The sequence below is a fragment of the Brevibacillus sp. FSL K6-2834 genome (assembly GCF_038592925.1).
Lineage (GTDB): Bacteria > Bacillota > Bacilli > Brevibacillales > Brevibacillaceae > Brevibacillus > Brevibacillus borstelensis.
In genome coordinates, this window is sequence record NZ_CP151945.1 from 3,955,001 (window position 1) to 3,970,298 (window position 15,298).

The window sequence follows — 15,298 nt, forward strand, 5'->3', positions numbered from 1 at the left end:
TCCACGACAATCCGGAAGCTACAGAAGAAGAAAGATAGTCCTAACCGTTTACTCTCAATAAAAAGCTCACCTGCCCGCAAAGGAGAGGTGAGCTTACTATTTGAAGCCAGGTCATACATACACATTATGATTCAGCGATGACATGAGTAGCGAGGGTACCGATACCCTCGATCGTAACGGAAATCTCATCACCAGGATGAAGCTCCCCTACTCCAACGGGGGTTCCCGTTAGAATTACATCTCCCGGCAAAAGAGTCATAACCGCCGATACTGCCTCAATCAAACGGGGGACAGGAAAAATCATCTGCCGCGTGGAAGCATCCTGCCGTACCTCTCCATTTACCCGAGTGACGATGCGTGCGTCCCGATGATCCAATTTGGCGGCAATCGCAGGTCCAAGCGGACAAAATGTATCAAAGCTTTTCGATCTCGTCCACTGGCCGTCCTTATGCTGGAGGTCTCTTGCGGTTACATCGATGGCGCAGGTATATCCGAGAATAAAATCCTCCGCTTCCTCTGCTTTTACACGATGGGCCCGCTTTTTGATCACGACAGCCAATTCCGCTTCATAATGAAGCTGATTCGTTAACCGGGGATAAATAATCGGTTCGCCCGGCCCTACAACCGTCGTCGACGGTTTTAGAAACATCAACGGCTCTTCGGGTGTTTCCATTCCCATCTCTTCAGCGTGATCGAAATAATTTACCCCAATGCAAACGACCTTGCTCGGCGTACAAGGGGCCAGCAGGGTTACCTCACTTAGCGGCAGCTCCAAACCGGTCATAATGGGCTTGGCTGACTGGACTTTGTAAATATCGCCCTCGATCACCCTTACCTTTTGCTCCTCTTCCACCATCCAGCCGTGCTTAACCTTGCCATTGCGTTCATACCGGACAATCATCGTTCTCCCCCCGATTTTCGTCTCCACATATTTAATGAAACCCGCTTACGCAAAAAACTAAAACAAATCGTTGATCACTTCGCGAGGTTTGGATGTAATCTCTTCAACCACCGTGCGCTTGACTGCGTCTTCGACCATCGCATCCACGTCCAATTTTTCTTCGAAGCGCTCTGCCATATACGGTTTTGGTCTCGTGACAGGTTTTTTCGGTGTAAAGATCGTGCAGCAGTCCTCAAAAGGCAGAATGGAGAGCTCATACGTATCGATCCTTCTGGAAATGTCCATGATCTCCGATTTATCCATGGCAATCAGAGGACGCAGAATCGGAATGGATACGACATCGTTGATCGTATTCATGCTCTCGAGTGTTTGGGATGCAACCTGCCCCAGACTTTCCCCTGTTGCCAAGGCCAAAGCGTTGTTGTCATCCGCGATTCGCTCGGAAATCCTCATCATAAAGCGGCGCATAATCGTAATCATGTAGTCTTCAGGGCAGTTTTGCCGGATTGCCGTCTGAATATCGGTAAAAGGAACCACATGCAGCCGAACAGTTCCGCCCCATTTGGTCAGCTTATGGGCCAGATCCCGCACCTTTTCCAGCGAGCGTTCACTGGTAAACGGCGGGCTGTGGAAATGGATCGCCTCCAGCGTAACTCCCCGCTTCATCATCATCCAGCCTGCGACCGGACTGTCGATCCCGCCAGACAGAAGCAGCAGCACTTTGCCGCCGGACCCTACTGGCAAGCCGCCTGGTCCCGGGATGGTTTGGCAGCTAATGTACGTCCCCTCAGCCCGGATTTCGATATTGACGACTGCCTCCGGTTGATGAACGTCTACTTTAATGGCAGGGAGATTGCGCAAGATATGCGTGCCCACCATCCGGCTGACCTCCATCGAAGTTTTCGGAAACCGCTTGTCGGCACGCCGCGTTTCCACGCGAAAGGTCCTTGGCTCCGGCTGGATTTGCCGGATCATCTCCAGCGACTTTTCCTTAATCAGCTCTTCATCCGGCTCTACCTGAACCGTCGGACTGAAGGAAGAGATTCCAAATACCCGCTTCAGGCGTTCCATAACAGCCTGGGAGTCTTCTCCGTGAAGCTCCACATACATACGGCCGTAATTGCGGCGAACCTTAATCTTGTAAAAGGAACGCAATACACTTTTCACGCTGCGCACCAGCGCCTCTTCAAACAAATCGCGATTTTTGCCTTTCAGGGCCAATTCGCCGTATCGAATTAAAATAACATCGTAATTCATTGTCCGCTCCTTTGCATCGTTACACTTTTTCTTTCATATATGAGCGCATGCTGCCGACTTCCCTCACGGCAGCAATGAACTTTTCGACTTCTTCCGCCGTATTCTCTCTTCCCAGGCTTATCCGGATCGCTGATAAAGCCTGCTCTCTGTCCATTCCGGTCGCTGTCAGCACCCTGCTCGGTTCATCTGCTTTGGACGAACAGGCTGATTTCGTAGAGACGAGAAAACCGCGTTCCTCCAGGGCATGGAGTACAACCTCTGCCTTCATTCCGGGAAACGAGACATTGACGATATGCGGGGCACTTCCCTCTGCGGGAGTGTTGATCACGCAGCCAGATATGCTTGAAAGGCCTTCCCGCAAATGTCCCGTTAACTCGCTCAATCGATCAGCATCGCGCTTTCCTTCCTCCGCCAACATGCGGATCGCTTTGGCCATGCCGGCAACCGCCGGAAGATTTTCGGTTCCCGACCGGAAACCGCCCTCTTGTCCCCCGCCCATCAGCAGCGGCTGGATGATCAGACCCTCGCGTTTAAAGAGAATCCCTGTCCCACGGGGACCATGAAATTTGTGAGCCGAAATGCTCGCAAGGTCAATGCCCCACTCTTTGACACGGAGCGGAAGCTTTCCAAAGCTTTGCACAGCGTCTACATGAAACAAGGTTTTCGGGAATTGTTTGAGCCATTCTCCAATTTCGGCGATTGGCTGAATCGTCCCGAGCTCATTGTTTACATGCATGACAGACACGAGTATCGTATCGTCTCGAACTGCTTTTTTGACGTCTTCGACGGACACCCGTCCATCGCGGTCGACAGGCAGGAAAGTGACGGAAAAACCGAAGCTCTCAAGCTGCTTGCATACATCGTACACTGCAGGATGCTCGATGCTAGTCGTCACAATATGCTTGCCCCTGCCCTGATATTGAAACGCCACTCCTTTGATTGCGGCGTTGTTGCTTTCCGTTCCACCAGAAGTGAACAGGATCTCCGACGGTTTGCAACCGAGGTACTGAGCGGCTACCAGACGGGCCTGCTTCAGCACGTTTTCTGCCTCCAACCCTTTTTGATGCAGCGAAGAGGGATTACCAAAGTAAGTTTCCATCGCTCGTTTGACCACCTCAATCACTTGAGGATGCGGTCGGGTCGTGGCGCTGTTATCAAAATAAATCACCAGTCCACACCTTCCTGTTTGGCGATTGCCCAAAGTCTACCTTTCATCATAACACGACTTGTTTCTTTCCACATAGAGAGAAGCTCGCTACTTCTTTACTTTCCCCAGTTTTGGGGGCGGTCAGTACCTGTTTTCGGAAGCTAGCGAGAGGCTGTTAGGGAAAGCATTCATGACTTATGGCAAGATGGACGGCCTGCCTGTTACGATCAATTATTTTTTAATCGTCAAGAAACCGTCACAGTTACAAGCGCTTACATTCCCAAAGTGCTCTTTACAGGCGGCTGCCCCTTCGTTAAAATAGTCAGTAAATTTAGATAAAAGACAACGAAGAGGAGAGAAATCATCATGACTGCACAAGCAATGCAAGAGAAAATCCGCAAAATGGAAGCCGAATTGAAAAGACTTCAAGCGGAGCTGACAAAAATGAACCATGCGAAGATCGACAAAGCAGAAACAGCCTATCTAAACGAGGTGTACAACGGGTGACAATCCGTATCGTTGATTTCCGTTAGCGTGAAAGGACGCACTGTCTGTGCCGACTTTCACGCATTTTTTGTTTTCACGATCTGGGTACGTTTGCCAATCGGGGAAGCATTTATCCAATGCAAGAAGCTGTTTCCTCCATATACACTGTTGTTACACTATTTTCACAACAAGAGCTCAACATCAAGGAGGAAAGACACCATGTTCAGCACAGCTTGGAAACGCATGACCATCAGCTCGCTCCTGGCGCTCTCACTTCTTCCTGCCGCCAGCGCTTCCGCTCAGACGATCACAGTCAAAGCCGGGGATACCTTGGGGAATATCGCAGCAAGGTACGGTGTTACCGTTGCCCGGGTCAAACAGGTCAATCAACTACAGTCGGACATGCTCTTCGTGGGCCAATCTCTTTACATACCGCCAGTTTCCCCGGTATACACGGTTCAATCCGGCGATGTCCTGTGGAAAATTGCCGGAAAATTCGGTACAACCATTTCCGCTATTGTCGAGGCCAACAAACTGCAAAGCACAGACCTTCTCGTCGGACAAAGGCTTTTGATCCCTGTATCCGGGAATCCATCTGCTCCCCAAACCGGTTCTGTCTACACGGTCGTAAAGGGGGACATGCTGTGGAAGATTGCTGATCGTTTTCAAGTATCCATTCAAGCCATCGTGGATGCCAATCAGTTGAAGACGACCGAGTTGTGGATTGGGCAAAAGCTGGTCATTCCACAGAAACATACTGATACGCCCCCCTCTTCGGCGGGCAGCGAGAGTACATCGGCCACACCCGCCGATAAGACACCTGGTGCAGAGTCGCCTGCCGCCGAGGACAAGCCTTGGGTAACCACGACTTCCTACACGGTTGTCAAAGGGGATACACCGTGGACGGTCTCGATTGCGTACGGGATTCCCCGGGACGAGTTTTTGCGGGTGAACAATCTGTCGGAAAACGATTTCCTGCAAGTCGGGCAAGTCGTAAAAATCCCCGTTCACCATATCCCGGTCACTTCTGCTCCGAGCGCATCCTACGGCGAATATCTGGACTGGTTTGAAGCCGCACAATACCTGTTTCCGATCAATGCTGTCGCCACAGTAACCGATTTTTACACCGGCAAAAGCTTTCAGGTGAAGCGGACCATCGGCGCATTCCACTCGGATACCGAGCCGCTGACGGCAAAAGACGCGGCGATCATCAAAGAGGTATGGGGCGGGACCTATTCCTGGAGCGTCCGTCCGGTACTCGTCGAAGTAAAGGGAAGGAAGCTGGCCGCCTCCATGACTTCTATGCCGCATAGCATGGAATACATAGCGGACAATGATTTCGACGGTCATTTTGACATCCACTTCCCAAACAGCCTTCGCCATAAAGACAATCAGGTCGACCCGGATCATCAGGCAGCGGTAAAAGTAGCGGCGGGTCGGAGCAGGTAGGACTTTGATGCGGAACTGACAAGTCGTCCCAGCATCGTTCCAGCAGAAAAGTCGTACGTACCAACAGGTTCTTCCATTCAAAATCCCGCCCTCGGCTTTTCGCTGAAGGCGGGATTCTTTACTTGGCATGTATCATGTCATTCGCAAATTATTCTGCGCTTCCCACCATCGGAAGCGGTTCTCCATACACACCTTGATACACTTCCGTAGCAGGGCCGGTCATATAGACGCGATTATCGCTCTCCCGCCACTCGATCAGCAAATCTCCGCCAGCCAAGTGAACGGTTACCGTCCGGTCTGTTTTTCCGCTGAGACTCGCGGCAACAGCAGCGGCACATGCCCCGGTCCCGCATGCAAGCGTCACGCCGGAACCGCGTTCCCACACGCGAAACAACAGCTCCTGCCGATTCAGTACCTGAATAAACTCGACATTGGTCCGCTCCGGAAACCACTCATGCCGCTCAATATGCGGCCCATATGCGGTTACATCCTCTTCCTTGAGCTCTTCTACAAACAGGATGGCATGGGGATTGCCCATCGAAACGGCAGTCATGGGAAACGTCCGTCCCTCTACCGTGAGCGGATACTCCACCACCTGTTCATCCGGATTCCCCGTCATCGGAATCGCGGAACGGGCAAAGCGCGGCTCTCCCATATCAATCGTGACCAGCTCCACCCTGCCGTTTGCACCAAGCCGGACACGCGGAGTGACGATGCCCCCCAGTGTCTCCACGGTAAACGACTCCTTGTTGGTCAAACCGTGGTCTACGACGTATTTGCTGACACAGCGCAACCCGTTGCCGCAGTTTTTGGCTTCACTGCCATCATTGTTGAACACTCTCATGCGAAAGTCCGCCACATCGGAAGGCATAATCAAAATCAATCCGTCCCCGCCGATGCCGAAATTTCGATCACTTACCCTCCGGGCCAATTCCGGCAAATCGACTTGCTGGAGGGGCTCCTCAAAACAATTGACATAGACGTAGTCATTTCCCAGCCCATGCATCTTGGTAAATTTCATCGCAGGTTCCTCTCTCGTTTCGTCGTTCTTCTCCCCTCATGTTATCACAGAACATCCTTTCGTGGGACATGGTATACTACCCGTAACCGATACATGTGGAGGGTAGTTCAAATGGATTTTTCCGCACTGAAATACGCTTTGGGCACGAACAACGAAGCGAAGGTAAAGGCGGTTCGGATGGCTACCGGCTCTGAACCGGTGTGCCTATCCGTTTCATCCGGCATATCCGGACAGCCTCTATCCGAGGAAGAAACGATCAAAGGCGCCATCAATCGGGCAAAAGCGGCCCGGCTCGAAGCAGGTGAAGGATTTGTCGGATTGGGATTAGAAGGAGGCCTTACGTTTGACAGTGTCCATACCAACCAATGGTATTTGATCTCCGTATGTGCCGCCTGGAACGGAGAACAGCTTTCGATCGGAAAGGGCCTTGCTTTTCCCATCCCAAGTGCAGCCGTGGATCGTATAAAACGGGAAGGAATCGAACTGTCTGCGGTGATCGACGAGTGGAGCGGCACTGCCGGAAGCAACCACCGTGGGGGCGCTTACGGTTTGCTTACCGAAGGCCGCATTCAAAGAGCCGAGGTTTTTCGTGACGCCGTACTCGCGGCTCTGACTCCATTTTTATCATCCTTCTATAAATAATTCCGTTCATACTGGGAGCGTACATTGCACCCCTGTAAAAAAGAAACACCCCTCCCAAGGGAGAGGCGGTCAAACAGGACTACCGGGCGACATAATAGGGGTACACGATCAAAGCGCCAAGAACAGCTACAACCCCGATAATCATCGCCCACGTCCCGAGAGTACGGGCATCTCGGCGATAAGCAAGGTAACCCAGGACAAAGCCGACTGGCGCGATCAGGTACGGAAGCAAAAAGAGTGACAGGATGGATAGCCCAAGCCCCGTCATTCCAAGTCCGCTCGCGCCGTTTTCAGGGTCTGCCTTGGTTTCGGCAGATCGGCGGGTTCCACGGATCGGCTCCGCAATTTCGGCCGCCGTTTCAGTCTGGTAATCCTTTGCCGAACGCTCGACTGTATAATGGGGGTGTTCAGTTTCCTCCCTCGCTTGGGTCAGGTCGCCATCGAGGTTGGCATTCTGCTGTTCCCCATTGTACCGCTCGGTGCGTGTCAGCGGGTCGTAATCGATGTTCCGCTTGGCATTGTTGCTGTCAGGGTTAAACACAGCACCCATCCAGCTGTCCACAGCAAACTCCGTGTCCCGCTGATCCACCATTTCGGCGGGCCCGTTGTCTGCTTCCTTCCGCTCAGCATTCATACGCTCGTTTTCGTCGTACGCCATGTTAAGCTCAGCCCCTTTTTACAAGGATTGTGGTGAAGGAAGTAGCCTTATTCTCTGCCTTGGGTGTACAATTTAAACTGGAGGCGAGAGGATGAAACCAGAGAGAACCCTAACAATTGGCATTGATATTGATGGAACGGTCACGGAACCTAGCAGTATCGTGCCTATGATGAACGAGAGCTTTGGCAAACATTTGCGGTACGAAGACTGTTTTGTCTACAACCTGGCCGAGGTCTACGGCATTAGTGATGAAGCGTTTGCCGACTGGCTGGACAAGCATGGTGAACGTTTGTACGATGAAGCCCCTGTGCATGGAACGGCTGATCTGATCTTGCGTAGCTGGTTCAACCGCCATCGCCTGATCTACATCAGTGCCCGGGAGGCGCGCCACCGGGAAGTCACGCTCAATTGGTTCTCCCGGTACCGAATTCCTTTTCATGAGCTGGATTTGATCGGTTCTCACGACAAGCTTGCCGCTGCCCAAAGATGGAACGTGGACTTGTTCCTTGAGGACCGTTTGGAAAATGCTCTCCAGTTGTCCGAAGCGCTGGAGATTCCTATCCTGTTGTTTGATACCCCGTACAATCAGGGAACTCTGCCTGAGCTTGTCCACCGCGTTCATTCCTGGGAGCAGGTCGATGCCTTGGTGGAGTCGCTGCCGATCAAACGCCTCCTCGGCTCGCAATCATAGCTAAGCTGAAAGTAGACGTCTGAGCCGCCCCCTTGCCCGAGGGCGACAGGCAAAGGAATAGGAAAAGACGTATCACCAGCCGTGGGATACGTCTTTTTCCTTGCTACGATGGATTTACTTCTTTGCTGTTTTTTTCGGTTTGAAGGTGTGACAACAGGTTTGGGAAGAAGTATCTGCCTTGTCCTTGTGCTCGCTGTCATGGCCGTACTCGCCTGCAAACTCTTCTTTAAAGTTCGCATCCGCGTGCGCGTCGATTTCCACCATGATCATGTCGGCATTACAGTTGTTGCCCTCGCTCCAATACTCACAGTTGGCTACACTGCACTTTACTACTGGCATGTATATTCACCCCCTAGGGGCTATCCTTCACCACATGCCAACCACTTATACTTTCCATATATAGATTGACCTGTTTGCTAAAAAGAACCATCGAAGGGTGAGTATTCATGGATAAACGGCAAGTTGTCGTCATCACCGGCGCTACGGGAGGACTGGGCGGGGCGCTGGCTCGTCTGCATCTCGAACAAGGCGATCAGGTCATTGCCACCGGGCGATCGGAGGCAGGACTGACAGCCCTGCGCGAACAGTTGGGGAACCCGGACAACCTCCGCTGCTATTTGCTCGATGTCACCGACGCCGACGGTTGTGCCAAGCTCGCCGACTGGATCAAACAAAACTACGGAACGTGCGATCTTTTGTACAACAATGCCGGCACAGCCTTGTTTGCACCTTTTGCAGATATGGACCTGCAGCAAATCAAACAGATCGTAGACACCAATATATCGGGCCTGCTTTACATGACCCACGCCCTCTTGCCTCTGATGCTGGCGGCAAACTCCGGACACATCGTCAATATCGGCTCATTGGCGGGACAAGTCGCAACAGCCAAAGCGGCTGTTTACGCCGGCAGCAAGGCAGCCGTCAATCGGTTTAGCGAAGGGCTTCGCCACGAGCTGGCTGACACCGGTATATTCGTCACCAGCGTCCTGCCCGGCCCAATCGACACTCCATTTTTAAATCGGGCCGATCAGTCAGGCGCTTATCGGGGAAAGGTCGCCCGTTATCTGCTCACTCCGGAGGAAACGGCGAAGCTTATTCTCCGCGCTGTCAAACGCAAGCGGGATGAAGCAGCCATGCCCCGCCGCCTACACCTGCTCTCCCTTTTTTATCTCCTCCTGCCGAGCGGGCTGAAGCGTTTGGCCGCTCCCCTCCTGAACCGCAAGTAGCCCGGAAGAATCAAGCCCTCGCAGAAGCGGGAAGGCGAAAAGTCCAATTACGATACAAGCAGCAGACGCAGCTCCGAGAAGCCCCTGCAATCCGAGCAGCGGAATCAGCACACCGGAGATGCCGGCCCCCACCGGCATCCCCGTTCCGGTAATGGTCCTCACACTCGTCAAGACACGACCCAGCATTTCAGAAGGAATGTTTTTTTGCAAATAGCTGCGATACATGATGTTGTAGGGGGTAAAGCTCAGCCCTGCCAACCCCATGGCGATAATGGCCACATCTGTTCGCGAAAAGAAAGCCAGCGGTAGCGTGGTGATTCCCCACAGGACAATGATCGAGGAGAGCGTGACGCCGGTAGAGATCCTCCAGGTGACCGCTGAGAACAGGACGGAACCGAGCAGCGCTCCTCCTGCCAGCGCCGACCACAGCAGACCGAGCGAAAGCGATCCTCCCTTCAGAAGCTGATCGGCATAAAGCGGCAGGGCAACCTCGACAGGGCCGTACGCCATGTTGAAGAAAAACGTAAACAGAATGAGCCAAACGAGCTGTGACCGTTTAAAAAGAAAGCGGTACCCGGTCAAAATATCGGCTGCAAGCGAGCGAAAAAATTCCCCCGGCTTGCCCGCAGCGCTTTGCTGAGAAGCATCATCCAGCGACTCAGCAGAAATGCGGTAAAAACAAAACGCGCATAGGAACATGGCACATGCATCTACCAAAAGGACCATGCTCTCTCCGATCAAGGCGATCAACATTCCTGCCAGGGCCGGTCCGAACAAACCGGTCATCTGCCACTGGCTTTCCATCAAGCCGTTCGCTCTTACCAACAGATTTTTGTCCGGAACCAGTCGGGGCAGAAGCGCCTGTGCTCCCGAGCTGCTGAGCGGCGAGAGCAGCCCCGCCATGATAATCAAGGCATAAACTGTCCACAGCGGCAGCGAATCCGACTGAAGCACCAGGACAAGCGCTATGTAAATCAAGCCGCGCAAAATGTTGTCCCAAATAATGAGTCTGCGCCGGTTAAAGCGATCCAGCAGCACCCCGACGACGAGACCTGCCGCGACCGATGAAAGCATGAACGCAAGAACGACGCCCCCCATCGCCACAGGCGAGCCCGTCTTTTTCATCACAAACCAGGAGAGGGCCATCCAGCCAAACGAATTTCCCAGCGAGGACAAAAACAATCCCGTCCAGTACCAGCGAAAACCGGAATGATTCCAAAGTTCCTTCACATGCATCTCCTCTTTTTTCCACTTTTTCAACCATTTTAATTTATAATACATACATTTTCAACTAGTATGTTTATTAAAATATATAAATTGATTAATTGGGAACAAAAAACACCTCTTTTGCGCCGATCATGCAAAAAAGGTGTTCCTGATAGGAGAATGTGCAACTGCTATACTGCTTCTTTTTTCTGTTCTTTAAGGCTCCGCGCTGCCAGAAGCCAAATCAGCCCGGCGATCACTCCAAAAATGGCCAAACCTGTGGAAACGAGCGAGCTCCCTGCTTTTTCCGCGCCGTAGCCTACGATCAGACATCCCACCGCAAAGCTCCCCATCGTGAGCATCTCCCTGATCGAAAAGACCCTGGCCAGAAATTCCGCATCCGTCAAGCGCTGCAGACGAGTCACCGCCATGATCGAAGAGCTGAAGGAAGCAAAAGCGCAAAACAGGGTGGCCACCGCAAGCACCAGGATAGGCCCTGAATGGAACATCCCGTAGACGGAAAGGCTCATGGCTACCAAGGCCCAGCCAAGCGCAGTATTGACTCCCTTTTCTCCGGCCCGGTCTGCCCACCTGCTCACGACAACACCGGCCAATACTCCCCCCAGTCCCAGCGGTATATCAAGCAGACCAAAGACGTACAAGCCTTCTTTGCGCTCCTGCAAGATATGGAACATCAGCATGATGTAATACGCGCCGAGCATTCGTTCCGCCATTTGATACAGCAGCACAGACTTGATTTTCGGAACCGTGCGGATATAGTCAATTCCTTCCCGCAGTCTCGTGAAAAAGCCGATGCTCGTTATCATCTCCGTGCCGCTGAGAGACGGCAGCTTTAACAGGATCAACAGCGAGACGAAATAACAGGCGGCGTCGAGGAGAAAATTAAATCGGTAGGAAAAATAATAGACCAAAAACGCAGCTACTCCCTGACAGACAATAATCAGAAAGGACGTCGTTCCTTGCAACAGCGAATTGGCTTGCAGTCTGTCCTCCTGCTTTACCGACTGGACGATGGCTACCTGCATGGCCGGTTGAAAAAAGGCGCTGCAGACGTTGACCAGAATTAACAGCAAAAAAACGGCCCATAGGTACGCGGGTGTCGTGATCCAGAAAAAGAGGCTGACCAGGACCCCCCGCAAAAAATTCACGATGATCATCACTCTTCGCTTGTCCCAGTTTTCCAGCAGTGCCCCTGAAAACAAGCTCGTGATTACATAGGGCAGCATCCGAAAAACCGTACCGGCCGCAAACGACAGGCCAGAGCCGCTGAGATCCTGCAGCAGACCCACAACCGCGATAAAGGTGAATTCATTTCCGACGATGTGAATGATGTGTGCCGCGTATAGACGGCGAAAGACGGGGTGTTTAAGAATCGATGACATGCTCTACTCTTGTCCTTTCACCGTTTTTTTCCGTATTGTAACACTATTTGTGAAAAAAAGCAGAATCCTCTTGCGCTACCAGTCATTCTGTTGTTACAATACGTTCAATAAAATTTGAACGTTTGAAAAATAACATACGTTCACTTCACATTGAAAGGTGGATTACGTTTGAAACGTTACATGGTCATCGAAAACCCGGAGCAACTGAAAGCAATCAGCGACGCCCTTCGGATGGAGATCATCAACCTGCTGGTCCGGGAAGAACAGACCGGCAAGCAACTGGCTACCCAGCTTTCCCTCTCTCCCTCCAAGGTGCACTATCATCTGAAAGAGCTGGAGCATCACGGCTTCATCGAAGTCGTTCGAACGGAAGAAAAAAACGGGATCGTGCAAAAGTTTTATCGCTCCAAAGCATACGACTTCAAAGTAAGCGACGCCCTCTTGCCGTCCCTCAAAGACGATACCGTGCTGATGCAGGAAACGATGCTGAACCATCTTCGCAGCAGCATAACCCGTCTGTACAATGCTCCGGAAGAGAGCTTCCTGTACTTTGCCGAGGAATCCAAACGGCCGCCGCTTTTTGGCTGCAATGGCGAGATAAAAGGCCCGCGGGATGAAATCAACGCATGGCTGGACAAATACCGCGAGCTCCTGAAGGAATTGGGCGATATTGAGGAAAGACACCTGCGCCGGATTGCCGCGGGGGAAATCGAAGATACGAATGAAGTATTTTATTTCGTCCACGTCGGATTCATGACGAATGAACGCGTTTACGTAGCGGAAGACGAGTCGCTGCCGGACGGCTATGAATTTATCAACGATACGACAGTCGGAAAAATTAGCAGGAGGGCTGACGCCAATGACGATGACGGCAACTCCGTCACCTAATCCGGTTCTCTGGCGCAACAGCCAGTTTCTCCGCCTCTGGATCGGCAATCTGATCTCAGCGTTGGCTGACGGCGCTTTTTTTATCGCCTTGTCCTGGTTTATCGTCGACAAGACCGGATCAGAAGCGGTTCTCGGGACGACACTGATGTGCATGTCCATCCCGCGCCTGCTCTTTATGCTGGTGGGGGGCGTCGCGGCTGACAAGTACAACCGAAAGTGGATCATGTTTGGCTCCATCCTGGCCCGCGGAGTTGTCCTGGGCGCCTTCGGCTTGCTGCTGCTGCAGGAAACCGGTCATTGGCTGCCTTATGCCGCGTATCTCACAGCCTTCCTGTTCGGTACCGTCGACGCTTTCTTCTGGCCTGCGAGAAGCAGCGTCCTGCCTTTTGTCGTCTCCCGCGAGCAGCTTGCTCCCGCCAACAGCCTTATGGAAATCGCACAGCAGATCAGCCTTGTCGGCGGTCCGCTCACGGCAGCGCTCTTGATGCGGTTGACCAGCTATCCCGCGACCTTTCTTGTCATGGCAGCCGCCTTTTTCATCGGTACACTGATCATTTCTACCCTTCGTCTGGAGCCGGCAGAGGAAATTGACACCTCACGCCAAACAAAAGAACCCTCCTTTTTCCGGCAGATTTTTGAAGGAATCCTCTTTGCCAAAACCATCCCGGTGCTGATGATCATCTTCGGAACCTCGCTGGTCGTAAACATGATGTTCTCAGGTCCTGTCAACATGGGGCTGCCGCTCCTCGTCAAGCAATTGGGCTGGGACAGCAATGCTTACAGCTCTCTGAGCACTTCTCTCGGAGTCGGCACGATCATTGGCGGAGTCATTACCGGCGCCTGCAATGGCTTTCGCGGACGCTTTCTGCTGCTTCCGTTCTTCCTCGGTCTGATGGGGGCAGGCATCCTTGCCGTTTCCTTTATGCATGTTCTGCCGTTCGGTCTGTCGATGATGCTGCTTGTGGGAATAACGATGGCGATGACCAACATCCCTTTGATCACCTACATTCAGACCATCGTCCCCGCCCACATGTTGGGCAGAGTCATGTCTTTGCTGACAACGATGTCCATCGGACTCGGTCCGGTCAGCTATGCCCTTTGCTCATTTCTGCTTGAAACAAAGATGTTGGAAGCCGGTACGCTGCTTCTCGTCGGCGGAATTGCTGTCGGCTTGCTCGGGATGAGTCTGATCCTGTTTCGCCACTTTAGGGAGGCGGAGCAGCATCCGCTATGGGCTCAGCAAGGTGCCAAAAAGCAGCAGGAGCAAGAAAAACCGCAAACCACGCTGTCTGTTTGACCGGGGCAAGGGAGGCAGGCGCGTTCGGGGCGTTTGGGGCGTTTGGAGCCTTTGGAGCGTTCAGAGCGTTCAAAGCGTTCGGGGCGTTCAGAGCGTTCTGCGCGCCCGGCACACACGCTCCCCTCCTGCCTCTTTCCATCACCTGCAAAAAGAAAAACGCCCGATCCGCATTGGATTGGGCATTTTCGCTTTAGGACGTCTTCCACTTCGCCAATTCGGACGGGAATTTGTCGTTCAATACTTTGATGTAGGTCCCTTTCATCCCGAGAGAACGGGATTCCAGCACACCTGCACTGGCAAGCTTTCTGAGCGCGTTGACGATGACGGAACGGGTCAGTCCGGCCTGATCGGCCAACTGGCTTGCGACGAGCAGGCCTTCTTTGGCATCGAGCTGTTCCATGATTTTTTCGATGGCGATTTGCTCACTGTAGGAAAGGGAGGAAAGCGCGATTTTGGCAAAGGTCTTGTCGCGAACTTCATTTTCAATTTGTTCCGTGCGCTGACGGACAATTTTCATGCCGATTACGGTTGCCCCGATTTCGGCCAGGATCAGATCCTCTGTTTCAAAAGTGCCGTAAGCCCGCAGCAATACGAGGGTACCCAAACGGCTTCCGCCTGCGTTGATCGGAACGATGGTCGTCATCATTTGCGGGAAGAGCGGCAACAGCTCCTCTGGTACCATGCTGTACGGGCTTTGTACCCCCTCATTGGCCAGAGACTGATTGACTTCCAAAAGCTTTTGATTGTAGCCGTATGGCAGCATTGCGCCTGACCGGCCGTCCTGCCCCTGTCCGATGCCAAAATCCTCCCGAACCCCGTTTCCGAGAATCGTCCCGTCTGCCGTCACGATGTAGACGTTCGCGCCAATCACATCAGCCAGCAGCCGAGCCAGATCATGATACCCTACCCCGCTTCCTCCCATCGTCTTTTGCAGCATGACGTTAATCCTTCTAGTTTTCTCCAGTAAATTCATTCCATTTTTTCCTCCTTGCGGTTATGTATAGTCGCAGTATTGTCAGAAAAATC

General features: G+C 52.6%; 17 protein-coding genes (1 of these 17 only partly in view). 8 read left to right on the forward strand and 9 right to left on the reverse strand.

The genetic code is table 11. The features are described from left to right. Positions 1-38 carry the 3' portion of a hypothetical protein gene (locus NST96_RS19640; RefSeq protein ID WP_122957937.1) on the forward strand. It extends 259 nt beyond the left edge of the window, so only the last 38 of its 297 coding nucleotides appear in the window; the start codon falls outside the window, past its left edge; the stop codon is at positions 36-38. Positions 39-124: 86 nt separating this feature from the next. On the opposite strand, the gene NST96_RS19645 is transcribed toward NST96_RS19640, so the two are convergent. From NST96_RS19645 to NST96_RS19655, 3 genes are read right to left on the reverse strand one after another with little or no spacing between them, the layout of a single operon-like run. Further along, the gene (locus NST96_RS19645) at positions 125-901 is read right to left on the reverse strand and encodes a fumarylacetoacetate hydrolase family protein (protein WP_003389228.1); all 777 of its coding nucleotides are present in this window, start codon (positions 899-901) and stop codon (positions 125-127) included. 57 nt (positions 902-958) lie between these two features. Beyond that, complete coding sequence (thiI, locus tag NST96_RS19650; RefSeq protein WP_003389226.1) at positions 959-2,158, reverse strand: tRNA uracil 4-sulfurtransferase ThiI; 1,200 nt, start codon at positions 2,156-2,158, stop codon at positions 959-961. Positions 2,159-2,177: 19 nt separating this feature from the next. Beyond that, a complete protein-coding gene (locus tag NST96_RS19655; protein WP_342404324.1) occupies positions 2,178-3,326 on the reverse strand; it encodes a cysteine desulfurase family protein in 1,149 nt (382 codons plus the stop codon). 345 nt (positions 3,327-3,671) lie between these two features. Here NST96_RS19655 and NST96_RS19660 point away from each other — a divergent pair, with 345 nt between their 5' ends. Both NST96_RS19660 and NST96_RS19665 read left to right on the forward strand, forming a co-directional pair. Then, positions 3,672-3,812, forward strand: a complete 141-nt coding sequence (locus NST96_RS19660) for a hypothetical protein (protein ID WP_003389224.1) — start codon at positions 3,672-3,674, stop codon at positions 3,810-3,812. A 198-nt stretch (positions 3,813-4,010) separates the two neighbouring features. Continuing rightward, complete coding sequence (locus NST96_RS19665) at positions 4,011-5,240, forward strand: LysM peptidoglycan-binding domain-containing protein (RefSeq protein ID WP_339185623.1); 1,230 nt, start codon at positions 4,011-4,013, stop codon at positions 5,238-5,240. A 148-nt stretch (positions 5,241-5,388) separates the two neighbouring features. Here the strand turns inward: NST96_RS19665 and dapF are convergent, their stop codons facing one another. After that, positions 5,389-6,261: a diaminopimelate epimerase gene (dapF, locus tag NST96_RS19670; RefSeq protein ID WP_003389222.1), complete on the reverse strand. Its 873-nt coding sequence runs from the start codon at positions 6,259-6,261 to the stop codon at positions 5,389-5,391. A 111-nt stretch (positions 6,262-6,372) separates the two neighbouring features. Between dapF and NST96_RS19675 the strand changes: the two genes are divergently transcribed. After that, on the forward strand, positions 6,373-6,903 hold the full coding sequence (locus NST96_RS19675) for an inosine/xanthosine triphosphatase (protein ID WP_003389221.1): 531 nt from the start codon (positions 6,373-6,375) through the stop codon (positions 6,901-6,903). Positions 6,904-6,982: 79 nt separating this feature from the next. On the opposite strand, the gene NST96_RS19680 is transcribed toward NST96_RS19675, so the two are convergent. Then, complete coding sequence (locus NST96_RS19680) at positions 6,983-7,561, reverse strand: DUF456 domain-containing protein (protein WP_024982841.1); 579 nt, start codon at positions 7,559-7,561, stop codon at positions 6,983-6,985. Between the two features lie 91 nt (positions 7,562-7,652). Between NST96_RS19680 and NST96_RS19685 the strand changes: the two genes are divergently transcribed. After that, positions 7,653-8,252, forward strand: a complete 600-nt coding sequence (locus NST96_RS19685) for a nucleotidase (RefSeq protein ID WP_024982842.1) — start codon at positions 7,653-7,655, stop codon at positions 8,250-8,252. Between the two features lie 114 nt (positions 8,253-8,366). Here the strand turns inward: NST96_RS19685 and NST96_RS19690 are convergent, their stop codons facing one another. Further along, positions 8,367-8,591, reverse strand: coding sequence for a DUF1540 domain-containing protein (locus tag NST96_RS19690; RefSeq protein ID WP_003389218.1), 225 nt, complete (start codon positions 8,589-8,591; stop codon positions 8,367-8,369). 107 nt (positions 8,592-8,698) lie between these two features. Between NST96_RS19690 and NST96_RS19695 the strand changes: the two genes are divergently transcribed. Further along, positions 8,699-9,478, forward strand: coding sequence for an SDR family NAD(P)-dependent oxidoreductase (locus NST96_RS19695; RefSeq protein ID WP_003389217.1), 780 nt, complete (start codon positions 8,699-8,701; stop codon positions 9,476-9,478). On the opposite strand, the gene NST96_RS19700 is transcribed toward NST96_RS19695, so the two are convergent. Further along, positions 9,398-10,759 carry an MFS transporter gene (locus NST96_RS19700; RefSeq protein ID WP_332309927.1) on the reverse strand — a complete coding sequence of 454 codons (1,362 nt, stop codon included), beginning with the start codon at positions 10,757-10,759 and terminating at the stop codon, positions 9,398-9,400. The genes NST96_RS19695 and NST96_RS19700 overlap by 81 nt on opposite strands. A 116-nt stretch (positions 10,760-10,875) precedes the next feature. Beyond that, the gene (locus NST96_RS19705; protein WP_003389214.1) at positions 10,876-12,087 is read right to left on the reverse strand and encodes an MFS transporter; all 1,212 of its coding nucleotides are present in this window, start codon (positions 12,085-12,087) and stop codon (positions 10,876-10,878) included. A 168-nt stretch (positions 12,088-12,255) separates the two neighbouring features. Here NST96_RS19705 and NST96_RS19710 point away from each other — a divergent pair, with 168 nt between their 5' ends. Together NST96_RS19710 and NST96_RS19715 are read left to right on the forward strand one after the other, a co-directional pair. Then, the gene (locus NST96_RS19710; protein ID WP_024982846.1) at positions 12,256-12,975 is read left to right on the forward strand and encodes a helix-turn-helix domain-containing protein; all 720 of its coding nucleotides are present in this window, start codon (positions 12,256-12,258) and stop codon (positions 12,973-12,975) included. Beyond that, entirely contained in the window at positions 12,947-14,272 is a 1,326-nt protein-coding gene (locus NST96_RS19715; protein WP_003389210.1) for an MFS transporter, read from the forward strand. The genes NST96_RS19710 and NST96_RS19715 overlap by 29 nt, the downstream gene beginning before the upstream one ends. Before the next feature lie 190 nt (positions 14,273-14,462). Here NST96_RS19715 and codY read toward each other — a convergent pair whose 3' ends face one another. After that, positions 14,463-15,245, reverse strand: a complete 783-nt coding sequence (gene codY / locus NST96_RS19720) for a GTP-sensing pleiotropic transcriptional regulator CodY (RefSeq protein WP_031933103.1) — start codon at positions 15,243-15,245, stop codon at positions 14,463-14,465. Between the last annotated feature and the right edge of the window lie 53 nt (positions 15,246-15,298).

What these genes read in the sequence shown, in the direction of transcription:
- NST96_RS19695 (WP_003389217.1), top strand. Translation starts at nt 8,699, where the DNA reads ATGGATAAACGGCAAGTTGTCGTCATCACCGGCGCTACGGGAGGACTG.
- NST96_RS19680 (WP_024982841.1), bottom strand. Translation starts at nt 7,561, where the DNA reads ATGGCGTACGACGAAAACGAGCGTATGAATGCTGAGCGGAAGGAAGCA.
- NST96_RS19645 (WP_003389228.1), bottom strand. Translation starts at nt 901, where the DNA reads ATGATTGTCCGGTATGAACGCAATGGCAAGGTTAAGCACGGCTGGATG.
- codY (WP_031933103.1), bottom strand. Translation starts at nt 15,245, where the DNA reads ATGAATTTACTGGAGAAAACTAGAAGGATTAACGTCATGCTGCAAAAG.
- NST96_RS19660 (WP_003389224.1), top strand. Translation starts at nt 3,672, where the DNA reads ATGACTGCACAAGCAATGCAAGAGAAAATCCGCAAAATGGAAGCCGAA.
- dapF (WP_003389222.1), bottom strand. Translation starts at nt 6,261, where the DNA reads ATGAAATTTACCAAGATGCATGGGCTGGGAAATGACTACGTCTATGTC.
- NST96_RS19715 (WP_003389210.1), top strand. Translation starts at nt 12,947, where the DNA reads ATGACGATGACGGCAACTCCGTCACCTAATCCGGTTCTCTGGCGCAAC.
- NST96_RS19700 (WP_332309927.1), bottom strand. Translation starts at nt 10,759, where the DNA reads ATGTATTATAAATTAAAATGGTTGAAAAAGTGGAAAAAAGAGGAGATG.
- NST96_RS19705 (WP_003389214.1), bottom strand. Translation starts at nt 12,087, where the DNA reads ATGTCATCGATTCTTAAACACCCCGTCTTTCGCCGTCTATACGCGGCA.
- thiI (WP_003389226.1), bottom strand. Translation starts at nt 2,158, where the DNA reads ATGAATTACGATGTTATTTTAATTCGATACGGCGAATTGGCCCTGAAA.
- NST96_RS19685 (WP_024982842.1), top strand. Translation starts at nt 7,653, where the DNA reads ATGAAACCAGAGAGAACCCTAACAATTGGCATTGATATTGATGGAACG.
- NST96_RS19675 (WP_003389221.1), top strand. Translation starts at nt 6,373, where the DNA reads ATGGATTTTTCCGCACTGAAATACGCTTTGGGCACGAACAACGAAGCG.
- NST96_RS19690 (WP_003389218.1), bottom strand. Translation starts at nt 8,591, where the DNA reads ATGCCAGTAGTAAAGTGCAGTGTAGCCAACTGTGAGTATTGGAGCGAG.
- NST96_RS19665 (WP_339185623.1), top strand. Translation starts at nt 4,011, where the DNA reads ATGTTCAGCACAGCTTGGAAACGCATGACCATCAGCTCGCTCCTGGCG.